We start from the raw sequence: 20,634 nt of genomic DNA, 5'->3' as shown, positions 1-20,634 counted from the left end.
CACCTTCCAGGGCAATACACCGCCCCGGAGGGCCCCGTTCCTACAGCAGCTCGACGTCGTCGGCCTGCGGCCCGCGGTCGCTCTGGCGGATCCTGAACCGGACCCGGTCGCCCTCCTCCAGGAACGACTCGTCCCGCAGGACGGAGACGTGCACGAACAGGTCCTCGCCCCCGGCGTCGGGGGTGATGAAGCCGAAGCCACGGTCCTCGTCGTAGCGCGCGACGGTCCCCTCCCCTGCGCGGGCGGGCCTGCCCGACGCGGGACGACCGGCGCTCGCCGGGCGGCCCGGACGACCGCGGTCCGCTCCGGCCCGTGCACCCCCCGAGCCGCGCACGAGCTGCACGTTGCGGGCGTTCGGCCCCTTGTCGCCCGCGACGACGTCGTAGGTCACGCGGGCCCCCTCGGAGAGCTCGGTCAGCCCACGGCCGAGCGCGCTGACGTGGACGAAGACGTCGTCGCCGCCGCCGTCGGGGACGACGAAGCCGAAGCCCTTGACGTCGTCGTACCAGGACACGGTCCCGTCGGCGCCGTCGGCCGCGGGCTGCGCGGCCTGCGCCCCGAGCGGGAGGAGGTGGTCCGCCTGCGGCCCCTTCTCGCCCTCGACGACGAGGAACGCGACCCGCTGCCCCTCGGAGACCACGCCGCCCCCGACGATCGCGGAGCTGTGCAGGAAGATCTGGTCGCCGCCGCCGTCGGGCGTGACGAAGCCGTACCCCTTGGTCGGCTCGTACCAGGCGACGGTGCCGAGCACGCCCAGCGGTGCGTCAGCGGCCCGGTCGCCCGTGACGCGGACGCGGCGCGCCTGCGGGCCGCGGTCACCCTCGCCCACCTCGAACTCGACGACCTGCCCCTCACGGAGCTGCTTCGGCCCGTCGTCGCCGACGATCTCGGACGCGTGGACGAACAGGTCCTCCGCCTCGTTCCCGAGGTCGATGAAGCCGAACCCTCGGTCGGCGTCGAACCATCGGACAGTTCCCTGGGGCACCTAGGACTCCTCGTCTCGGCAGACAGTGCTGTCGTCCATTGTCCCCCGTCCCGAGCCGTCGGCCCTCCCGGCGGCATCCCGCCGAGCCGAACCCGCTGCTCACGGCCGGTGCCGCCGACGGGTCAGGGCGACGCCTCGACGGGCTCCGGCTCCTCGTCCGCGGCGGACTCGGTGTCCGAGGTCGGCTCCTCGTCCGCGGCCGGCTCGGTGTCCGTGGTCGGCTCCTCGTCCGCGGCCGGCTCGGTGCCCGTGGCCGCCTCCGCCTGACGACCCGTCGCGCCGTCCGGCCCGTCGTCCGCTCCGGCGGCCGCGCCCTCGGAGGCCGGAGGGCGTGCGCGGCGCCGGACGAGCAGCACGACCACACCGGCGAGCGCCACGACGACGAGGAGGACGCTGCCGGTCCCGAGCCAGGGCGCCGCGGCCGCACGGGACGACGTGTCGCCGGCCGCGGCCGCGGCGTCGTCCAGCCGACCGTCGTCGAGCGCGGCGCGGGCGTCCGCCGCGGAGCCGTCGACGTCCAGGAGCAGCTGGCCGAGGTCCGCGAGCGGGCCGCCGGACGAGGCGGCGGCGACCGCGTCGCCCACCGACCCGACGACCTCGACCGCGCGCGGCAGCGCGGTCGCGAGCGCCGCGTACTCCTCGGCGCTCTGGGCGCCTTCGTACTGCTCGCGCACGGCGGCCGGGTCGGGCAGCCCCGCGGCGCGGGCGGCCTCCTGCACCTGCCCGGCGGCCGCGGCGGCGTCGGGACCGATCGCGGTGCGGGCCGCCTCGGCGTCCTCGAACGCCCAGTCCGTCATCGCGGCGCGCAGGCCGGCGGGCGGCGACCACGCGCCGTCCGCCGCGTCGAGCACGGCGTACGCCTCGCGGGCCGGGGCCCGCGCGTCGAGCAGGGCGGTCTCGTCCGCGTCGGCGACCCACGTCCGGTAGCTCGCCTCGGCTCCGGCCACGCCGCCGCGCACCTCGACGAGGTCGAGGAGACGACGGCCGTCCGTCAGGCCCGGGTGGTCGAGAGTGCCGGGCGCGTCGTAGGCGCTCTCGCCCGCGTACGCCGCCGCGACCAACGGTCCGAGGGCGTCGTCGTCCAGGCCCCCGACGAGCTCCGACATCGCGGTCCACGCGGCGGCGTAGGCGTACTCCTCGGCGGCGTCCGCGCCGCCGTCGAGGTCGAGGTCCTCCCAGGCGACGAGCGGCAGGGCGTCCTTCGCGTCGCGCGCGGGCGCGGGCCGCTGCTCCGCCGGGCCGCCGGTCTCGGCCGCGACGCGCTGCCCGACCACCTCGGCCAGCCCCTCGTACACCCACCGGTCCGCGAACCGGTCCCCGGCGAGCCACGCGTGCGAGAGCTCGTGGAACAGGAGCCCGGCGTCGAGGTCCTCGGGGATGACGATCTCCCAGGAGGCCGAGTCGAACCACGCGTACCCGAGCACCCCGGGCGACACGTCCTCACGGATCCGCTCCAGGCTGCCCGGCCACGGCATCCCGACCGCGCGCTCCAGCACGGGCATGCCGGCCACCACCTGCTCCTCGACGAAGCCGCTCCACTCGGTGTCGCCCGGGAAGCTCTCCAGCACGAGCTCGTTGCCGCCGACGTCGACGCTCGTCTCGTCGGCCTGCGCGGGGTCGCGCAGCGAGACGAAGGCCCAGGTCCCGTAGTCGTCCGTGCTCTCGGTCGCGCGGTGGGTGCGGGTCTCCCCCTCGAGGATCGGCTCGAAGCCGTCCCACGTGCTGTCGAAGTCCATCGACGTCGGGGTGGCGATCTCGACGGTGACCTGCCCCGGGTCGCCCGCCGCGTGCACGGCGAACGTCGCGTAGCCGGGCCCGACGCGCGTGTACCCCTCCGAGCGGATCGGCTCGCCCGGGATCGTGTAGGCCCACTCGACGGTCCGCTCGCGACCGTAGTTCAGCGGGGCGAACGACACCCCGGCGATCCGGGTCGACGGGTCCTCGGTCGTCTCGAACGTGACCGGGAGCGACGCCCCGCCGCTCGTGGCGGTGACGTCGGTCGCGCCCGCCGGCACGGGGATCCCGTACGCGTCCCAGTAGTAGACGTACATCCCGCTGGAGGGCTGCTCGTTGCGGATCGTCGTCGTGACCGACACGCGGACGGGGCCCGACCCGTCGACCTCGTACCGCGTCCGAGAGGTCTCCGACAGCCCGTCGCCCGTGTCCGCGGACGCGGCCGTCGGCGCGCCGAGGAGGACGGCGCACACGAGCGCGACCCCCGACCCGGCACGCAGCGTCCGTCCTGCGTGACGCACCCGTCCTGCGACCACCCTGCACCGCCGTCCTCGCCGTAGCGGACAGCCCGTCTCCCCGTGCGGCGGGTCCGGTCGACGACGACCGGGAACGGGACACCGGCGGGAACTGTACCCGCTCCCGGAGGGCGCGCCGACCACTCCCCGGGACGGGCGTCGACACCTTCCGGACACCTTGTCCTGGCACGCTGTCCGGGTGACCACCACCCCGGGCCGGCCCTCGCTCGTGCGACGCCTCGGCACGACGGACGCCGTCGTCGTCGGGCTCGCGTCGATGATCGGCGCGGGCGTCTTCTCCGCGTTCGCCCCGGCGGCGGCCGCCGCGGGCACGGGACTGCTCGTCGGGCTCGGCCTGGCGGCGGTCGTCGCGTACGCGAACGCGACGTCGTCGGCCCAGCTCGCGGCGCAGCACCCCACGTCGGGCGGCACGTACGTGTACGGGCGCGAGCACCTCGGCCCCTGGTGGGGGTACGTCGCCGGGTGGGGGTTCGTCGTCGGGAAGACGGCGAGCTGCGCGGCCATGGCGCTCGTGCTCGCGGCCTACGCCGCCCCGCCCGGGTGGGAGCGCCCCGTCGCCGCCGGGGCGGTCGTGCTGCTCACGGCCGTGGGCTACCGGGGCATGACGCGCACGGCGCGGCTCGCGCGCGCGATCGTCGCGGTGGCGCTCCTCGCGATCGCGACGGCCGTCGTCGCGAGCCTCGCGGGCACGGCACCCGCGTGGTCCGGGGTGCTCGACCCCGACGGCGCGCACGGCGAGTGGTACGGCGTCCTCCAGTCCGCCGGGCTGCTGTTCTTCGCGTTCGCGGGGTACGCGCGCGTCGCGACGCTGGGCGAGGAGGTGCGCGACCCGCGCCGCACGATCCCGCGCGCGGTCCTCGTGTCGCTCGGGGCCGTCGTCGTGCTCTACGCGGTCGTCGCGGTGGCCCTGCTCGCGGTGCTGGGACCGGACGGGCTCGCGGCGTCCGGGGCGCCGCTCGCCGACGCGGTCGCGGCAGGGTCGTGGGCGTGGGCCGGCCCGGTCGTGACCGTCGGTGCCGTCGCCGCGAGCGCCGGCGCCCTCCTCGCCCTGCTCGCGGGCGTGAGCAGGACGGGCCTCGCGATGGCGCGCACGGGCGACCTGCCCGGGTGGTTCGCGGCCGTGCACCCCGTGCACCGGGTGCCGCACCGGGCCGAGCTCGCGGTCGGAGCCGTCGTCGTGGTGCTCGTGCTCACGACGGACCTGCGGGGGGCGATCGGGTTCTCCTCGTTCGGGGTGCTCGTCTACTACCTCGTGGCGAACCTGTCGGCGCTGCGCCAGTCCGCCCCGCACCGGCTGTACCCGCGTGCGCTGCCGGTGCTCGGCGTGGTCGGCTGCGCCGCGCTCGTCGTCACGCTCCCGCTCGCGAGCGTCGCCGCGGGGACGGCGGTGCTGGCGGTAGGCGTCGTCCTCCGGGCCGTCCGCGTCCGGTCCTGAGCGTGCACCGGGGAGCCCCCCACGCCGCGCGGTCGAACCAGTCGAGCGCGAGCGCTGCGACGGCCTCGGGCGCGTCGTCGGTGATGAAGTGCGCGGCGCCCTCCACCCACGCGAACTCGATGCGGTCGGCGTAGCGCTCCGGACGGCGGCAGATGCGCCCCATGAGGTCCTCGGTGGTGGGGTGGTCGAGCCTGCCGTAGACGACGAGGGTCGGCACCGTGAGCCGCCGACGCCGGTAGGCGCCCCGCATGATCCGCAGCGCCTCGGGCAGGATCATCCGGCGCGTGAGCGGCCGCACCGCGGCGTCGACCTCGGGCCGGCGCAACGGGGCGAGGTGCGCGTCGACCGTCGCCGCGGACATCGGCCGGGCGGCGTACCGCGCGGAGAACGTCCCGTGCAGCGAGGCGCCCGGCCGGTGCCAGATGAACGGCGGCAGGTGCTGGAAGGCGGGCAGCAGCCGCGGGCTGAAGGTGAAGAAGCCCGGTGGGACGGACAGCTGCACGGCGGTGCGGACGCGCTCGGGGTGGTCGTAGCAGAGCTGCATCGCGGTGATGACGCCCATGTCGTGGGAGACGAGGTCGGCGCGCTCGACGCCGAGGGCGTCGAGCAGGGCGAGCAGGTCGTGGAGCCGGGTCTCGCGCTCGATCCGCGGGTCGTCCGCGGCGGTCCACCCGGCGCCGCGCAGGTCCGGGCACAGGACGCGGTGTCCGGCGGCGGCGAGGACGGGGGCGACGTCGTGCCACTGCCACCAGTGCTCGGGGAAGCCGTGCAGCAGCACGACCGGGTCGCCCGTGCCGATGGTCGCGACGTGCGTGCGCAGGCCGGGTGTCTCGACCATGAGGTGGTCGAATCCCGGCGCGTCCGGGAGAGGGGGCGACCAGGCCCGGGCGTCGGCGGGGCGGGTGGTACGGGGCTGGGGCGTAGCCATGGCGACTCCTTCGTGCGGCCGGACTACTATGTTCATAGTAGACCCGTCGAGAGAGGGAGTCCATGACCGCAGCGACCCGAGAACGCGCGCTGGACGCGGCCGTGGAGGTGCTCGGAGCGGACGGCGTGCGTGCCCTGAGCCACGCACGGGTCGACCAGCGCGCAGGCCTCCCCCCGGGGTCGACGTCGAACTGGTTCCGCACGCGCCGAGCCCTCCTCGCCGGCGTCGTCGACTGGATCGCCGAGCGCGAGCGCGCCGACTTCGACCCCGGATCGATGCCGGAGATCACCGGCGTCGACGCGCTGGTCGACGGCCTGTGCGCCATGACCGAGGTGCAGGCGGGCCCGTTCGCCACGCGCACCCGGGCGCGCTACGCGCTCTTCCTCGAGCTCGCGGGCGACGCCGAGCTCGGCGAGCCTCTGCGGCAGCAGCGTCGCGCGTTCGAGCGGTGGACCGAGCGGATCGTGACCGCCGTCGGCATCGTCGACCCGGTGCCCGCGACCCGGGCGCTCATGGGGCTCTGCGACGGGCTGCTCCTGCACCGGCTCACCGTCGACCCCGGCCTCGACCTGCGCCCCGCCGTCGAGCGCGCGGTGCGTGCCTTCGCGGCGTCGTGAGCCGACGGACCGGTCTCGCGGTCAGGCGTTCTCCGGCTCGGGCTCGGGCGGCGCGCCCGTGGCGTCGTCGGACTCCACGACGCGTGACGAGTCGCCCTCGTCCCCACCGTCGGGGAGGCCGCGCTCGTCGACGTCGTAGTAGCGGCCCGTGTAGCGCGGGCGCAGGAAGTTCTCGGTCGTCAGCACCGCGTCCACCTGCTCGGGCGTGAGCAGGCCGTGCGCCACGACGATGTCGCGCACCGAGGCTCCGGTGCGCGCGGCCTCGGCGCCCACGAGGTCGCCGTTGCGGTGCCCGATGATCTCGTTGAGGTACGTGACGATGCCGATCGAGTCGAGCACGTGACGGCGGCACACCTCGACGTTCGCCGTGATGCCCATGACGCACTTGGTGCGCAGCGCGACGCACGCGTTGGTGAGCAGGCGCAGCGACTCGAACATGGCCTGAGCGAGCCCCGGCTCCATGACGTTGAGCTGGAGCTGGCCGGCCTCGGCCGCGTGGGTGATGGTCACGTCGTTGCCCATGACCTTGAAGCACACCTGGTTGACGACCTCGGGGATCACCGGGTTCACCTTGGCGGGCATGATCGACGACCCGGCCTGGAGCTCGGGCAGGTTGATCTCCCCCAGCCCCGCGCGCGGCCCGGACGCGAGCAGGCGCAGGTCGTTGCAGATCTTCGAGAGCTTCGCCGCGAGCCGCTTGAGGGCGGAGTGCACCGCGAGGTAGGCGCCGTTGTCGTACGTCGCCTCCACGAGGTTCTCGGCCGGGACCGTCGGGAGCCCGCTCACCTCGGCGAGGCGTCGCGTCGCGACCTTCGGGTACCCCGGCGGCGTGTTCAGCCCGGTGCCGATCGCCGTCGCGCCGAGGTTGACCTCGAGCAGCAGCTCGCCCGCGACCTCGAGCCGGCGGATCTCCTCCCCGACGTTCACGGCGAACCCCGCGAACTCCTGGCCGAGGCTCATGGGGACCGCGTCCTGGAGCTGGGTGCGCCCCATCTTCAGGACGTCGGCGAACTCCGACGCCTTCTCGTCGAACGCGCGCTCGAGCCGCCGCACCTCGTGCTGGAGCCGCACGACGAGCTCGTGGACCGCGAGCCGGAAGCCCGTGGGGTAGGCGTCGTTGGTCGACTGCGAGCGGTTGACGTGGTCGTTGGGGTTGATGACGTCGTAGCGTCCCTTCTCGAACCCGGCGAGCTCGAGCGCCAGGTTCGCCACGACCTCGTTGGTGTTCATGTTGACGCTCGTGCCCGCGCCGCCCTGGAACACGTCCACGGGGAACTGGTCCAGGCACCGCCCGTGGTCGAGGATCTGGTCGCACGCGGTGACGATCGCGTCGGCGATGTCGCGCTGGATCGTCCGCAGCTCGCGGTTCGCGAGCGCCGACGCCTTCTTGACCATGACCATGCCCCGGACCATCTCGGGGACGTCGCTCACCGTCGTCCCCGAGATCCGGAAGTTCTCCATCGCCCGCACCGTGTGGACGCCGTAGTACGCGTCCGCCGGGACCTCCTTCGGCCCCAGCAGGTCCACCTCGGTGCGCGTCCGTTCGCTCGACATGCCCCGACCGTAGCCCCGCCGGACCGTCCCGCACGCGGGAGCGTCGAGTCAGACCACGGGCTCGTAGGCGAACCGCTCCACGCGCACGACGGACGCCGTCGGCCGACCCTCGCTCGTCGCGTGCACCCCGAGCCAGAGCCCGAGGAACCCGCCCGCCGCTGCGCTGTCGAGCGTGCGGCCGTCCACCGTCGCGACGAGCTCGAGCGAGCCCCGGGACTCGTCCCCCGCCGGACCGGCGACGAGCCCGTACTCCTGCCCGCGCACGCGCAGCCCGACGACGACCGGCTCCCCGGGCGCGGCGCTCACCGCGGCCTCCCCGACCACCTCGTCCGTGCCGCCACGTCGGTGCACGGCCACGACGCGCCGCGAGTCCCCAGGCCCGCCGTCGACGAGCAGGCGCACGTGGTCCCGCTCCGACTGGCGCACGACGACGCCCGCCCGCTCCCCCGCGACCTCCGGCACGCGCAGCGTGACCGTCACGTCGACGTCGCGGTGCTGCTGGCGCACCCCGAGGAACGCGGGCGCGCCTCGCTCGGCGAGCGTCGTCGGGCGCACGGGCAGGTCCCAGCCCTCGCCTGCCGGTGTCGCGACGTCCCGCGGGAGGGCGCGCACCGCCGTCCAGCGCGGGTCGTCGGGGCGGACGACGCCGCTCGCCCCGCCCTGGACCTCCGTCCGGGGCGCCGCGCTCGCGAACGGGACCTCGACGGCGTCGGGCACGCGGCCCTCACCGGGCGCGAGGACGGGCCAGCCGTCCTCCCACACGACGGGGACGAGGAACGTCTCGCGCCCGAGCGGGTAGTGGTAGCCGCCGTAGACGCGCATGGCGAGCAGCACGGCCCACCACGAGCCGTCGGGCGCCTCGACCAGGTCGGCGTGGCCCACGCCGACGACGTCCACGCCGCGCCCGAGGTGGCGGTGCGTCAGCACGGGGTTGGCCTTGTCGCCCTCGTACGGCCCGGTGACCGAGGAGGCGCGCGCGACGGACACGGCGTGGTGGAAGTCCGTGCCGCCCTCGGCGGCGAGCAGGTAGTACGTGCCGTCGACCTTGTACAGGTGCGGCCCCTCGGCCCACACCGCGCCGCGCACGGCGCCCGTCCACACCACGTGCTCCGGGCCGACCAGCGTGAGCGTCGCGAGGTCGAGCTCGCGCACCCACACCTCGGTCTGGTGGAACCACTCCGGCTCGGCCGCGAGCCGGGTCCCGTGCAGCCACGCGCGGCCGTCGTCGTCGAAGAAGACCGACGGGTCGATCCCGGCCACCCGCTCGCCGTCCTCGTCGCGCAGCCACACCGGGTCGGACCACGGCCCGGCCGGGTCGGTCGCGGTCATGACGAAGTTGCCGCCGCGGGAGTCGTCCTCCGGGTCCACGAGCGTGCACACGAGCCAGAACGTGCCGTCGTGGTGGCGCAGCGTCGGCGCGTACAGGCCGCCCGACGACCGGATGCCGTCGTAGTCGAGCTGGCCGGACCGGTCCACGACGTCCCCGACGTGCTCCCACGTCGCGAGGTCGCGGCTGCGCAGCACCGGTAGGCCGGGCAGGTACTCGAACGTCGAGGTGACGAGGTAGAAGTCGTCGCCGACGCGGCAGACCGACGGGTCGGGGAAGCAGCCGGGCAGGATCGGGTTCGGGACGAGGGTCATGCGCGCTCCCCCGCCTCGACCCGCTCGGAGACCTCGACCGCGACGAGCCGCTCGTCCGCGGCCGTGACCCGGTGCACCGACCCGGTGACGGCGAGCGTCGCGCGCGCCGTCGCAGCACCGGGCACGACCCGGCGCTCGGCCGGCACCGACTCGTTGACGATCGCGCCGCCGGTCGTCGACCCGAGGTCGCCGGTGCCGGGCGCGGCGTCGACCGCGCCGGCGTGCGCCCCGACCCACACCTCGACGTCGCCCGGCTCGACCACGCGCACGAGGCGACGGTCGGAGAACGCGAGGCGCGTCGTCGGGACGCGGAAGGTCACGCGGCGCGACGCGCCCGCAGCCAGGTCGACGCGCGCGTACCCGAGGAGCTGGGCGACGGGGCGCGGCACGGATCCCACGACGTCGCGCGCGTAGAGCTGCACGACGTCCGTCCCCGCGACGTCACCCGTGTTGGTCACGGTCACCGAGGCAGCGAACGTGCCGCCCGCGGCGACGCTCGTGTCGACCGCCAGGTCCGCGTACGCGAACCGCGTGTAGGAGAGCCCGAACCCGAACGGCCGCACCGGCGTCGGGTCGGTGGACGTCACGTCGGACGGCCCGCCGAGCACCGGGTGGAGGTACGTGTAGGGCTGCGCGCCGCCCGCGCGGGGCAGCGAGACGGGCAGGCGGCCCGAGGGGTTCACCGCGCCGACGAGCACGTCGGCCACCGCGCGGCCGCCCTCCTCGCCGGGGAAGAAGCCCTGCACGACGGCGGCCGGGCGACCGGGCGCCGCACCGTCCGTCCCCGCGTGGTCCTCGAACGCCCAGCCGATCGCGTACGGGCGGCCCGTGAGCAGCACGAGCACGACGGGCGTCCCGGAGGCGACGACCTCCTCGACGAGCCGCCGCTGCACGCCCGGGAGCTCGAGCGACTCCACGTCGTTGCCCTCGCCGACCGTGCCGCGCCCGAACAGGCCCGCCTCGTCGCCGACGACGACCACGGCGACGTCCGCGGCGCGCGCGGCGTCCACGGCCCCGGGGATCCCCGACACGTCGTCGCCGTCGACCGCGCAGCCGACGACGTGCGTCACCTCGGCGCCGGTCGGGGCGAGCGCGTCGCGCAGCGACTCCAGGACGGTCGGCAGCGCGATGCCCGCCGGGGTGCCGGGGTGGTGCGCGAGCACGTGGTTGACGAACGAGTAGCAGCCCATGAGCGCCTCGGACGAGTCCGCGTTGGGCCCGACGACGGCGACGCGCCGCGGGGCGGACGCCGCACCGTCAGCGCTGTCGCGCCGTCCGCGCAGGAGCGGCAGCACGCCGTCGTTCGCGAGGAGCACGAGCGACTCCTGCGCGAGGCGGCGCGCGGTCGCGCGCTGCCGCGGGGTGTCGAGGTCGACCGCGGTCGGCGGCTCGTCGGCGTAGGCCGCCGGGTCGAGCAGGCCGAGCTCCTCCTTCTGGTTGAGGAGTCGCAGGACGGCGCGGTCGACCCACGCCTCGTCCAGCGCGCCGGAGCGGACGCGCTCCGCGAGCGGCGCGAGGTAGGCGTCGCCCGTGGGCAGCTCGACGTCGAGGCCGGCCTCGAGCGCCTGCGCCGCGGCCTCCCCGCGGTCGGCCGCGACACGGTGCATGACCTCGAGGAACGCGACGCCGAAGTAGTCGGCGACCACGACGCCGTCGAACCCCCAGCGCTCGCGCAGGATCTCGGTGAGGTACTCCGTGCTGCCGTGCAGCGGCACGCCGTCGATGTCGACGTACGACGCCATGACCGACCGGGCGCCGCCGTCGCGCACGGCCATCTCGAACGGCGGGAGGTAGACGTCCGCGAGCTCGCGCGGCCCCGCGCTCACGGGCGCGTGGTTGCGGCCGGCGCGCGAGCCCGAGTACCCGACGAAGTGCTTGAGCGTCGCGTGCACGCCCGCGTCCTGGAGGCCGCGCACGTACGCCGTGCCGATCGTGCCCACGAGGTACGGGTCCTCGCCCACGCACTCGTCGACGCGGCCCCAGCGCGGGTCGCGCACGACGTCGAGCACGGGCGCGAGGCCCTGGTGCACGCCGAGCGCGCGCATCGACTCCCCGACCTCGCGCGCCATCTCCTCGACCAGCGCCGGGTCGAACGACGCGCCCCACGCGAGCGGCGTCGGGTACGTCGCTGCCTGCCACGCGGCGAGGCCCGTGAGGCACTCCTCGTGCACGATCGCGGGGATCCCGAGGCGCGTCTCCGCCTTCAGGCGGCGCTGCTCCGCCCACAGCCACGCGGCGCGCTCCGCGGGCTCGACGGGCCGCGTGCCGTACACGCGCGTGTAGTGCCCCATGCCGTGCCGCGTGATCTCGGCGAGCCGGCCGCCGTCCTGCTGGCCCGCCGTCATCTCCGACTGCATCGGGGCGACGGTGCCGTTCTGGTCGAGCCAGTAGCCCACGAGCTGGGCGAGCTTCTCGTCGAGCGTCATGCGGGCGTGCAGCGCGCGCACGCGCTCCGAGACCGTGGGCGGCTGCGGGGGTGCCGGGCGCGCGCTGCGCGGTGCCTGGGCCGCGGGCTTCGAGGTGGCCGGCTCCGGGGAGCCGGTGGGTGCCGTCGGGACGGCAGGGACGACGTCGGTCACGGGACCGTTCTCCTTCGATGGGTGGCCCTGCCCCGCGCGCGGCGCGGGGCAGGGACGGGGTGCGCGGACGGGCGGGCGGTCAGCCCTTCACGGCTCCGGAGAGACCGCCGACGATGCGCCGCTCGAACAGCGAGAAGAAGACGAGCGCGGGGATCATCGACAAGGAGGTGAAGGCGAGCACGCGGGCGGTGTCCACGGAGTACTGCGACGCGAACGCCTGCACGCCCAGCGGGAGCGTGTACGACGTCTCGTCGTTGAGGATGAAGAGCGGGAGCATGTAGCTGTTCCAGCTCGCGACGAACGCGAGGATCCCCACGGTGATGACGCCCGGCAGGGACAGCGGCACGACCATGCGGAAGAAGAACCCGAGCCGGCTCGCCCCGTCGATCGACGCCGCCTCCTCGATCTCGCGCGGGATGGCGCGCAGGAACGGGACGAGGATGATGACGGTCGTCGGGAGGGCGAACGCGATCTGGGGCAGCACCAGGCCGCCCACCGAGTTCATCAGCCCGAGCGAGCGGATCATGATGTACAGCGGGGTGATCGCGACGGTCATGGGGAACATGAGGCCCGCGGCGAACAGCGCGTACAGCGCCCCGCGCCCGGCGAACGAGTAGCGCGCGATGACGTAGCTCGCCATGAGGCCGAGGACGACGACCCCGAGGGTCGTGAGGAGCCCGGCCACGAGCGAGTTCCCGAGCTGCTGCCAGAACAGGGAGCTCGTCAGGACGCTGACGTAGTTCTCGATCTGCCACGGGTCGGGCAGGCCCGACGGGTCGGCCGTGATCTGCGCGTTCGTGCGGAACCCGCCGACCACGATGTACGCGATCGGGGCGAGGCACACGCCCACGAGCAGCCACGCGACGACGTACGTCAGCGGGCCGCCCCGGCCGATGCCGGACCCGCGGGGCTCCTTCGGGGTCTGGACGCCGGCGGCACGCTCGGACGCGGGTGCGGCGGTGACGGTGGCCATCACTTCTTCCCTTCCGTGATCGCGCCCTCGGTGTCACGGCGCAGGACGTACCGCTGGTAGACGAGCGCCACCGCGAGCGAGATGAGGAACAGCACCACGGCGACCGCGCTGCCGTACCCGTAGTTCCCCGCGTTGCGGCCGTTCGCCACCATGTAGGTCGCCATGGTCGACGTCCCCGCCGTCGAGGCCACGTACTGGCCCCAGATGATGTAGACGAGGTCGAAGAGCTGGAGCGAGCCGATGATCGACAGGAACGCCCAGATGCGGACGGTCGGGCCGAGCAGCGGGAGCGTCACGTAGCGCTGCGTCTTCCAGTACGACGCGCCGTCGATCGCGGCCGCCTCGCCCAGCTCGTCGGGGATGCCCTGGAGGCCCGCGAGGAAGAGGATCACGGCGAAGCCGATGTACTTCCACGTGATGATGAGCAGCAGGGTCCAGATCGCGACGTCCGGGTCGGCGAGCCAGTCGACCGTGAGGAACCCGAGACCGATGCGCTCCAGCAGGTCGTTCACGGCACCCGTCGTCGCGAGCATGAGGCTGAAGCCCGTCCCGACGATCACCTCGGACACCACGTACGGCACGAACACGAGCACCCGGATCACCGAGCGGCCGCGGATGCGCCGGTTGAGCATGAGCGCCACGACCACGGCGACCGGGCCCTGGAGCACCAGCGACATGATGACGATGAACGCGTTGTGCCCCAGCGCCGCGAGGAACTCGGGGTCGCGGAAGATGATGAGGTAGTTGTCGAACCCGACGAACTCCGTCGGCGGCCCGAAGCCCTTCCACTTGAAGAACCCGTAGTACGCCGCCATCACCACGGGGACGATGACGAAGGTCAGGAAGACGACGAGCGCGGGCCCGGCGAGCACCGCGATCTCGGCTCGCTGCGCCCACCGGCCGCCGCGCGGGGGGCGCCGCGCGGCGACCGGGGCGACCGGGGGCGGCGTGACGCCGCCCCCGGCCCTGTCCTCGGGCGTCGTCGTGCTCGGCGAGATCTCGCCCTGGGACACGTTCATGGAAGGGGTTACTCCTTGGCGGCCGCGTCGTTGACAGCGGTGACGATGTCCTCGGGCGTGCCCTGGCCGGCGAGCAGGTTGACGACGGCCGTGTTCAGGGCGTTGCCGATGTTCTGGCCGTAGAGCGTGTCGAGCCAGACGGAGACGTACGGCGCCTCGTTGTACGCCTCGAGGATCGAGACGAGGGCCGGGTCGACGACCGCGCCCTGCGCCTCCTTGCTCGCGGGCAGCGTCTGGAACGCGGTGGCGTAGGCCTCCTGCGACTCCTTCGACATGGCGAAGTTGAGGAAGTCGGCGCACGCGTCCGGGGCGTCCACGTAGCACGAGTAGCCGTCGACGCCGCCCATCATCGCGCCGGGCTCGCCGTCACCGTCCTCGACCTCGGGGAACGGGAACCACTGGAGGTCGGGCAGGGGCTGCTCGTCCGGCGTGAGGGACGCGATGACGCCCGGGTCCCACGCGCCCATGAGCTCCATCGACGCCTGGTGGTTCGCCAGCAGACCGGCCGACGAGCCGGCCCCCTGCTGCGCGGACGTGGTGAGGAAGCCCTCGTTGAACGGCTCCGTCGCCGCGAAGTCCGCGAGCGCGTTGCCGGCGTCGAGCCAGCACGGGTCGTCGAACGTCCGCGTGTCGGCGGCCTCGTTCATCGCGTCCTGCGAGCAGTACCGGAGCGCGAAGAAGTAGTACCAGTGCGCGGCGGGCCACGCGTCCTTGGCACCGAGCGCGATGGGCGCGATGCCCGCGGCCTTGAGCTGCTCGGTCGTCGCCTCGAGGTCCGAGATCGTCCCCGGGGTCTCGGTGATGCCGGCCTGGTCGAACAGGTCGGTGCTGTAGAACATGCCACCGGGCAGGATCGACACCGGCATGCCGTAGACCTTGCCGTCGACCGAGAGTGCGCTCAGCGACCCGCCGACCGCCTCCTCGACCGCCGGGTCGATGAGGTCGGTCAGGTCCTTGACCTGACCGGCCTCGACGACGTCCGCGAGCTTGCCGCCACCGCGCGCCATGAAGATGTCGGGCGCGTCGCCCGAGTTCAGGGCGGTCTGGAGCTTGCCGTCCATGTCCTCGTTCTGGATGGACTGGATCGTGATCTTGACGCCGGGGTTCTCGTCCTCGAACGCCGCCGCCGTCTCCTTCCAGTAGTCCATGCCGGGGCCGGTCGTGGAGTTGTGCCAGAAGGTCATCGAGACCGAGCCGTCGTCCGAGCCGGAGTCGCCTCCGCCTCCGCAGGCCGAGAGCACGAGCGTGCCCGCCATCGCGACGGCGGTCGCCGCCAGGAGCTTCCGAGACTTCATCGTTCCGTCCTCTTCGTCGAGTCGCACAGGGCGCACGCTGCCTCGAGCGCGCCGGGCTGCCGCCGCGTCGGGGCCGCCACGGCGACTCTCGCAAACGGACGGGCCGCGTGTCAATCGTTATCGATAACGTTTTACACACGATGCGTCGCGGTGGGCCGACCGGCACGGGCGCGAGAGCCCGCACCCGAGCCCGAGACGCGGCCACAGCCCAGCACGAGCGTTCCGGGTGCGCCGCCGAGGGACCGCGGCACGGGCTACTGTCTCCCCATGCGCTCCACCGGAAGAGTCACGATCGGCGACGTCGCGCGCACCGCCGGCGTCTCGGTCGCGACGGTCTCCAAGGTGATCAACGGCCGCTACGGCGTCGCCCTCGAGACCTCCCGGCACGTCCAGGAGGTCATCGACCAGCTCGGGTACGAGTCGTCGATCGTCGCGCGCAGCCTGCGCAGCAGCCGCACCAACGTCATCGGCATCCTCGTCGCCGAGTTCGAGCCGTTCTCGACCGAGCTGCTCAAGGGCATCTCCGAGGCCGTCGACGGCACCGGCTACGAGCTGCTCGCCTACTCCGGCGGGCTGCGCCGCGACGACCGCGTCGGCTGGGAGCAGCGCTACCTCTCGCGGCTCGGCGGCACCCTGATCGACGGCGCCATCCTCGTCACGCCGACCGTCGTCGCGCCGGGCAACTCGATCCCCGTCGTCGCGGTCGACCCGCACCGCGGCCCCTCCGGCCCTCCGACGGTCGACTCCGACAACCTCGCCGGCGCGCGCGCCGCGACCGAGCACCTGCTCTCCCTCGGGCACCGCCGCATCGGGTTCCTCGCCGGCCGCCCCGACCTCGAGTCCGCGCGCCTGCGCGAGCAGGGCTACCGCGAGGCGCTCGCCGACGCGGGCGTCCCGTTCGACCCCGACCTCGTCCGCGTCGGCGGCTACCGCCCCGACCTCGCCGACTCCCCCGCGCACGAGCTGCTCTCGCTCCCCGAGCGCCCCACCGCGATCTTCGCCGCGAACGACCTGTCGGCGATCCGCACCATGGAGGTCGCCGCGGAGCTCGGCCTGCGCGTGCCCGACGACGTCTCCGTCGTCGGGTTCGACAACGTCCCCGAGTCCGCGCTCACCACCCCGCCCCTCACGACCGTCGACCAGCCGATCCACCGCATGGGCGCCGAGGCCCTGCGCCTCATCGTCGACCTCGTCGAGGGCAACACCCGAGAACCCCACGTCCGCCTCCCCACGACCCTCGTCGTCCGCGGCAGCACCCGCCCCCTCTGACGCCCCGGCCTCCGGGTCGCCGGCCACCTCGACACGCGAGGCCGCCGGGGAAGGACACCGTTCCCGCGAGGTAGGCACTGCTGGAATCCTGGGCACCGCTCCGACGTTATGTCAGCAGTACCACTGCCGACAGACCTTGAGGAGGTCGCATGGCCCGCCTCGCACGCCGCGTCCAGGTCGAGAACGACTACGGCGAGATCCTGCACTACGAGCGCCACACCGGTGGCGGCCTCGTGTCGCCGCACGCCCGTGTCCCCGAGTCCGTCCCCGTCGGGTCGGGCACGTACGTCGAGAAGGGGGCCGTCGTCGGGCACGGCTGCCAGCTCGGCGACGGGAGCTGGATCGACCGGGACGTCGTCCTCGGCCGCGACGTCCGCATCGGCGACAACGTGCGCCTCGCCCCCGAGACCCGGGTCGGCGACCGTGCCCGCGTGGGCAGCGGCGCGCGCGTCGGGCGTCGCGTGCTCGTGGAGCCGGGTGCCGTCGTCTCGCCGGACGAGATCGTGCCCGACGACGCCACGGTGCGCCGTCGGGGCGGGATCCGGTCCGGGTACGACGTCGCCGCCTAGCAGCGAGCACGGCCCTCCGCCGCGCCCACGACCGGCCGAACCCGGGGACCGCGGTTCCCGTGAGCCCAGGTTCGGCTCCGTCGCCGGTGGACGCCTTTTCCCCGCGGCGGTCGGGTGCGTAGCCTTACCGCCCGTGACCTTCCCGCCGCACGGCCCCGCCGTCCCACCGCCGCACCCGCAGCCGACGTCGGTGCCCCCGCACCCGCAGGGCCCGGCGGGCGCCACGGTGCCTCTCGACCCGCGTGCGGTCCTGGAGGGTCGCCCGCCGGGCCGGGCGCGCGTCGGCGTCATCGTGACGATCGCGATCGCGAGCCTGTGCCTGCTCGTCGGTCTCGTGCTCGCGGCGCTGTCCGGGGTCGGGACGTTCACGGTCGGCCTCCTGCTGGCTCTCGTGCCGCTCGGCATCTGGCTGCCGGTCGTGCTCGCGCTCGACCGCCTCGAGCCGGAGCCGCCGAGCGCGCTCGTGGTGGCGTTCCTGTGGGGCGCGGGCATCGCGACCCTCGTCGCGGGCATCCTCAACACGCTCGGGCTCGAGCTGCTCACCGCGCCGCTGTTCGGCGAGGAGGTCGGCTGGTACGTCGTGGCGTCGTTCGGGGCCCCGTTCGTCGAGGAGATCCTCAAGGGCGCCGTGCTGTTCGGGATGCTGTGGTTCCGCCGGCACGAGATCGACGGCTGGACCGACGGCGTCATCTACGCGGCGATGGTCGCGCTCGGCTTCGCGGCGGTCGAGAACGTCACGTACTTCATCATGGCCGCGCAGGACGGCACGCTCGGCCCGACGTTCGTGCTCCGCGCGCTGGTCACGCCCCTGCTGCACCCGCTGTGCACGGCGCTCACGGGCCTCGGCGTCGCGAGCGCGGCCACGAGCCCGCCGGGTCCGCGACGCGTCCTCGCGCCCATCGGCGGCCTCGCGGCGGCGATCGCGCTCCACATGCTCTGGAACGCCTCGACCGGTTTCGGGACGCTCGCGCTCGGGGTCGCGTACCTCGCGGGGCTCGGTGTCCTGATCACGCTGATCGTGCTGCTCGTCCGGGACCGGCGCCGCACGGTCGCGACGATCCAGCGCCAGCTCGTCCCGTACGTCCCGACGGGCCTGGTCACGCCCGCGGACCTCACGATGCTCTCGACGCTCGCGACGCGCCGCCAGGCGCGCGACTGGGCCCGCCGCACGGGCGGCGCCGGCGCCGCCCACGCCATGCGCGACTACCAGCAGGCGGCGACGGAGCTCGCGCTGCTCCACGACCGCGTCGCGCGCGGTGCGGTCGAGGCGTGGCGCGTCGAGGGGCAGCGCCGCGCGCTGCTCCAGCTCATGCTCACGGCGCGCCAGGCGTTCCTCGTCCGGACGCCGCAGCCGCCGCCCGCGCCGTGGTCGCCGGGCACGCCGTCCGGCTTCACGTCCGACGCGTGGGTGCCCGGCCAGGGCGCGTACTAGCCCGGCACCCTCCGCCGACGCTCACCCGGCGCCGCCCCGGGGCGGCGTCCGGATCACGAGCACCGCGTCGACCGGAGCACCGTCGAGCGCCCGGTAGGAGTGGTCGACGTCGGAGACCCAGCGCAGCTCGTCGCCCTCCTCGACGACGGCCTCCGCGCCGTGACGACCGGCCCTCAGGCGGCCGCGGGTGAGGAGCAGGTGCTCGACGACGCCCGGCCCGTGGGGCGGCGACGTCCTGTCCGCGTGGGCCTCGAGGTGCAGGTGGTAGACCTCGACGGCGGTGCCCCCGGGCAGGTGGTGCGCGTCGAGCAGGCGTGCGGTGACGCCCTCGGACGAGACCTCCGTTCCGGCCCGCTCGGCGAGCAGCGTCGCGAGCGGGACGCCGAGCGCCCCGGCCAGGGCGTAGAGGGTCGCGAGCGTCGGGTTGCGCGCGCCGTGCTCGATCTCGGAGAGCGAGCCCTTGCCGATGCCCGCCGCGGCGGCGAGCGCAGACAACGAGAGTCCGCGCTCGGCACGCAGCGCACGGAGCTGAGCGGCGACCGCCGCCAGCGTCCCGTCCCCGGCCCGTTCCGGCGGGCGCCCGGGCGCTCCCCCGACGTCCCGGTCCGTCCGACCTTCCGCGCGCCCTGCCCCGTCGCTCACGAGCCGCAGCCTACCGGCGTGAGTTTCGCGAAGCCTCTGATAGCGTTCCGCGAACAGAACGCTCTCGCCTCTCGCCAGGAGCAGCATGGACACCGCCTCTGACCCCCTGCGCCCCGTCCTCGCCGGGCTCGTGACCGCCCTCGTCGGCTTCACGAGCTCGTTCGCCGTCGTGCTCGCCGGGCTGCGTGCCGTCGGCGCGACACCTGACCAGGCCGCGTCCGGGCTCCTGGCGCTCTGCGCCACGCAGGCTGTCGGCATCCTCTGGCTCACCACCCGGCACCACACCCCGCTCACGCTCGCGTGGTCCACGCCCGGCGCCGCGCTGCTCGTGAGCACCGGTGCCGTCGCGGGCGGGTGGCCCGCCGCGGTCGGGGCGTTCTGCGTCGTCGGTGGGCTCGTCCTGCTCACCGCCCTCTGGCCGCGCCTCGGCGACCTCGTCGCCGCCATCCCGACCCCGATCGCCCAGGCGATGCTCGCCGGCGTCCTCCTCACGCTGTGCCTCGCGCCCGTGCGGGCGGTCGTCGCGACGCCGCTGCTCGTCGCGCCGGTGATCCTCACGTGGCTCGTGCTGCTGCGGGTCGCGCCGCGCTGGGCGGCGCCCGCCGCGCTCGCTGCGACGCTCGCGATCGTCGGGTACGAGGCCGTGCAGGGCGGCACGCTCGCGTGGTCCGACGCCGTCCCGCGCCTCGACCTCACGGCGCCCACGCTCTCATGGCAGGCCGTCGTCGGGCTCGCCGTCCCGCTCTACGTCGTGACGATGGCGTCGCAGAACGTGCCGGGCGTCGCCGTCATGGCGTCGTTCGGCTATCGGGTGCCGTGGCGCGAGGCGATGACCGTCACCGGGCTCGCGACCCTCGCCGGAGCGACCGCGGGCGGCCACGCGATCAACCTCGCGGCGATCTCCGCCGCGCTCGCCGCGGGGCCCGAGGCGCACCCCGACCCCCGGCGCCGGTGGCTCGCCGCCCACACCGCCGGGTGGGCGTACCTCGTGCTCGCCGTCGGGTCCGCGGGTCTCGCCGCGCTCGTCGCCGCCGCGCCCGCGGGGCTCGTCGAGGCGGCGGCGGGGCTCGCGCTCGTCGGCACGCTCGGTGCCGCCGTCGCGGGCGCGGTCGCCGAGCCGCGCGGGCGCGAGGCCGCTGTCGTGACCTTCCTCGTCGCCGCGAGCGGCGTCGTCGTGGCGGGCATCGCCGCCGCGTTCTGGGCGATCCTCGCCGGGCTCGCCGTCCACGCGACGCTCACCGTCCGCCGTCGGGCACCGGGCCCCACGAGCGAGACCGAGACGAAGACCACGGCCGCGACCGCGGCCAAGACCGAGACCGAGACACCTGCCGGCACCCCGCCGCGCGAGGTAAAGGCCCGGTAGCGCGAGATAGAGGCGTGGTAGCGCGAGGTAGAGGCGTGGTCATGACCAGGGCTCTACCTCGCG

At 74.6% G+C, this 20,634-nt stretch carries 16 protein-coding genes; 6 read left to right on the top strand and 10 right to left on the bottom strand.

Features of this window, described 5'->3' with window-relative positions; genetic code table 11:
- Positions 1 to 40: 40 nt before the first annotated feature.
- Entirely contained in the window at positions 41 to 985 is a 945-nt protein-coding gene (locus CCE02nite_RS21165; protein ID WP_141389012.1) for a cold-shock protein, read from the bottom strand.
- A 122-nt stretch (positions 986 to 1,107) separates the two neighbouring features.
- Positions 1,108 to 3,240: a hypothetical protein gene (locus CCE02nite_RS07315; RefSeq protein WP_141389011.1), complete on the bottom strand. Its 2,133-nt coding sequence runs from the start codon at positions 3,238 to 3,240 to the stop codon at positions 1,108 to 1,110.
- Between the two features lie 271 nt (positions 3,241 to 3,511).
- Between CCE02nite_RS07315 and CCE02nite_RS07310 the strand changes: the two genes are divergently transcribed.
- On the top strand, positions 3,512 to 4,690 hold the full coding sequence (locus CCE02nite_RS07310; protein WP_141389137.1) for an APC family permease: 1,179 nt from the start codon (positions 3,512 to 3,514) through the stop codon (positions 4,688 to 4,690).
- Here the strand turns inward: CCE02nite_RS07310 and CCE02nite_RS07305 are convergent.
- Complete coding sequence (locus CCE02nite_RS07305) at positions 4,605 to 5,618, bottom strand: alpha/beta fold hydrolase (RefSeq protein ID WP_141389010.1); 1,014 nt, start codon at positions 5,616 to 5,618, stop codon at positions 4,605 to 4,607. The genes CCE02nite_RS07310 and CCE02nite_RS07305 overlap by 86 nt on opposite strands.
- Before the next feature lie 62 nt (positions 5,619 to 5,680).
- Here CCE02nite_RS07305 and CCE02nite_RS07300 point away from each other — a divergent pair, with 62 nt between their 5' ends.
- Positions 5,681 to 6,235, top strand: a complete 555-nt coding sequence (locus CCE02nite_RS07300) for a TetR/AcrR family transcriptional regulator (protein ID WP_141389009.1) — start codon at positions 5,681 to 5,683, stop codon at positions 6,233 to 6,235.
- Positions 6,236 to 6,256: 21 nt separating this feature from the next.
- On the opposite strand, the gene aspA is transcribed toward CCE02nite_RS07300, so the two are convergent.
- From aspA to CCE02nite_RS07270, 6 genes are all read right to left on the bottom strand, one after another.
- On the bottom strand, positions 6,257 to 7,789 hold the full coding sequence (aspA, locus tag CCE02nite_RS07295; protein ID WP_141389008.1) for an aspartate ammonia-lyase: 1,533 nt from the start codon (positions 7,787 to 7,789) through the stop codon (positions 6,257 to 6,259).
- A gap of 48 nt (positions 7,790 to 7,837) precedes the next feature.
- Positions 7,838 to 9,430: a glycoside hydrolase family 43 protein gene (locus CCE02nite_RS07290; RefSeq protein ID WP_141389007.1), complete on the bottom strand. Its 1,593-nt coding sequence runs from the start codon at positions 9,428 to 9,430 to the stop codon at positions 7,838 to 7,840.
- Positions 9,427 to 12,009, bottom strand: coding sequence for a beta-xylosidase/alpha-l-arabinosidase (locus tag CCE02nite_RS07285; RefSeq protein ID WP_371861903.1), 2,583 nt, complete (start codon positions 12,007 to 12,009; stop codon positions 9,427 to 9,429). Before CCE02nite_RS07285 ends, CCE02nite_RS07290 begins: the two co-directional genes overlap by 4 nt.
- A 79-nt stretch (positions 12,010 to 12,088) precedes the next feature.
- Complete coding sequence (locus tag CCE02nite_RS07280) at positions 12,089 to 12,982, bottom strand: carbohydrate ABC transporter permease (RefSeq protein ID WP_141389006.1); 894 nt, start codon at positions 12,980 to 12,982, stop codon at positions 12,089 to 12,091.
- Positions 12,982 to 14,001: a carbohydrate ABC transporter permease gene (locus CCE02nite_RS07275; protein ID WP_047234430.1), complete on the bottom strand. Its 1,020-nt coding sequence runs from the start codon at positions 13,999 to 14,001 to the stop codon at positions 12,982 to 12,984. Before CCE02nite_RS07275 ends, CCE02nite_RS07280 begins: the two co-directional genes overlap by 1 nt.
- Before the next feature lie 8 nt (positions 14,002 to 14,009).
- Positions 14,010 to 15,296 (bottom strand): ABC transporter substrate-binding protein, encoded by a 1,287-nt coding sequence (locus tag CCE02nite_RS07270; RefSeq protein ID WP_141389005.1) that lies wholly within the window; start codon positions 15,294 to 15,296, stop codon positions 14,010 to 14,012.
- Positions 15,297 to 15,563: 267 nt separating this feature from the next.
- Between CCE02nite_RS07270 and CCE02nite_RS07265 the strand changes: the two genes are divergently transcribed.
- From CCE02nite_RS07265 to CCE02nite_RS07255, 3 genes are all read left to right on the top strand, one after another.
- On the top strand, positions 15,564 to 16,565 hold the full coding sequence (locus CCE02nite_RS07265) for a LacI family DNA-binding transcriptional regulator (protein ID WP_141389004.1): 1,002 nt from the start codon (positions 15,564 to 15,566) through the stop codon (positions 16,563 to 16,565).
- 149 nt (positions 16,566 to 16,714) lie between these two features.
- Positions 16,715 to 17,134 carry a transferase gene (locus CCE02nite_RS07260; protein ID WP_141389003.1) on the top strand — a complete coding sequence of 140 codons (420 nt, stop codon included), beginning with the start codon at positions 16,715 to 16,717 and terminating at the stop codon, positions 17,132 to 17,134.
- A gap of 133 nt (positions 17,135 to 17,267) precedes the next feature.
- A complete protein-coding gene (locus CCE02nite_RS07255; protein ID WP_255318702.1) occupies positions 17,268 to 18,566 on the top strand; it encodes a PrsW family intramembrane metalloprotease in 1,299 nt (432 codons plus the stop codon).
- Positions 18,567 to 18,587: 21 nt separating this feature from the next.
- Here the strand turns inward: CCE02nite_RS07255 and CCE02nite_RS07250 are convergent, their stop codons facing one another.
- Positions 18,588 to 19,208 (bottom strand): helix-turn-helix domain-containing protein, encoded by a 621-nt coding sequence (locus CCE02nite_RS07250; RefSeq protein WP_255318701.1) that lies wholly within the window; start codon positions 19,206 to 19,208, stop codon positions 18,588 to 18,590.
- Between the two features lie 85 nt (positions 19,209 to 19,293).
- Here CCE02nite_RS07250 and CCE02nite_RS07245 point away from each other — a divergent pair, with 85 nt between their 5' ends.
- Entirely contained in the window at positions 19,294 to 20,571 is a 1,278-nt protein-coding gene (locus tag CCE02nite_RS07245; RefSeq protein ID WP_141389001.1) for a benzoate/H(+) symporter BenE family transporter, read from the top strand.
- Positions 20,572 to 20,634 lie beyond the last annotated feature (63 nt).

Origin of the sequence: Cellulosimicrobium cellulans (genome assembly GCF_006539945.1) — a bacterium.
Classification (GTDB): domain Bacteria; phylum Actinomycetota; class Actinomycetes; order Actinomycetales; family Cellulomonadaceae; genus Cellulosimicrobium; species Cellulosimicrobium cellulans.
Note: the sequence above shows the minus strand (reverse complement) of the source record. Positions and strands in the feature narration are given on the sequence as shown.

Excerpts from the sequence above, each read along its gene's own strand:
- CCE02nite_RS07270 (WP_141389005.1), bottom strand. The coding sequence starts at position 15,296 with ATGAAGTCTCGGAAGCTCCTGGCGGCGACCGCCGTCGCGATGGCGGGC.
- CCE02nite_RS07265 (WP_141389004.1), top strand. The coding sequence starts at position 15,564 with ATGCGCTCCACCGGAAGAGTCACGATCGGCGACGTCGCGCGCACCGCC.
- CCE02nite_RS07245 (WP_141389001.1), top strand. The coding sequence starts at position 19,294 with ATGGACACCGCCTCTGACCCCCTGCGCCCCGTCCTCGCCGGGCTCGTG.
- CCE02nite_RS07305 (WP_141389010.1), bottom strand. The coding sequence starts at position 5,618 with ATGGCTACGCCCCAGCCCCGTACCACCCGCCCCGCCGACGCCCGGGCC.
- CCE02nite_RS07260 (WP_141389003.1), top strand. The coding sequence starts at position 16,715 with ATGGCCCGCCTCGCACGCCGCGTCCAGGTCGAGAACGACTACGGCGAG.
- CCE02nite_RS07310 (WP_141389137.1), top strand. The coding sequence starts at position 3,512 with ATGATCGGCGCGGGCGTCTTCTCCGCGTTCGCCCCGGCGGCGGCCGCC.
- CCE02nite_RS07280 (WP_141389006.1), bottom strand. The coding sequence starts at position 12,982 with ATGGCCACCGTCACCGCCGCACCCGCGTCCGAGCGTGCCGCCGGCGTC.
- CCE02nite_RS07290 (WP_141389007.1), bottom strand. The coding sequence starts at position 9,430 with ATGACCCTCGTCCCGAACCCGATCCTGCCCGGCTGCTTCCCCGACCCG.
- CCE02nite_RS07275 (WP_047234430.1), bottom strand. The coding sequence starts at position 14,001 with ATGAACGTGTCCCAGGGCGAGATCTCGCCGAGCACGACGACGCCCGAG.
- aspA (WP_141389008.1), bottom strand. The coding sequence starts at position 7,789 with ATGTCGAGCGAACGGACGCGCACCGAGGTGGACCTGCTGGGGCCGAAG.
- CCE02nite_RS07300 (WP_141389009.1), top strand. The coding sequence starts at position 5,681 with ATGACCGCAGCGACCCGAGAACGCGCGCTGGACGCGGCCGTGGAGGTG.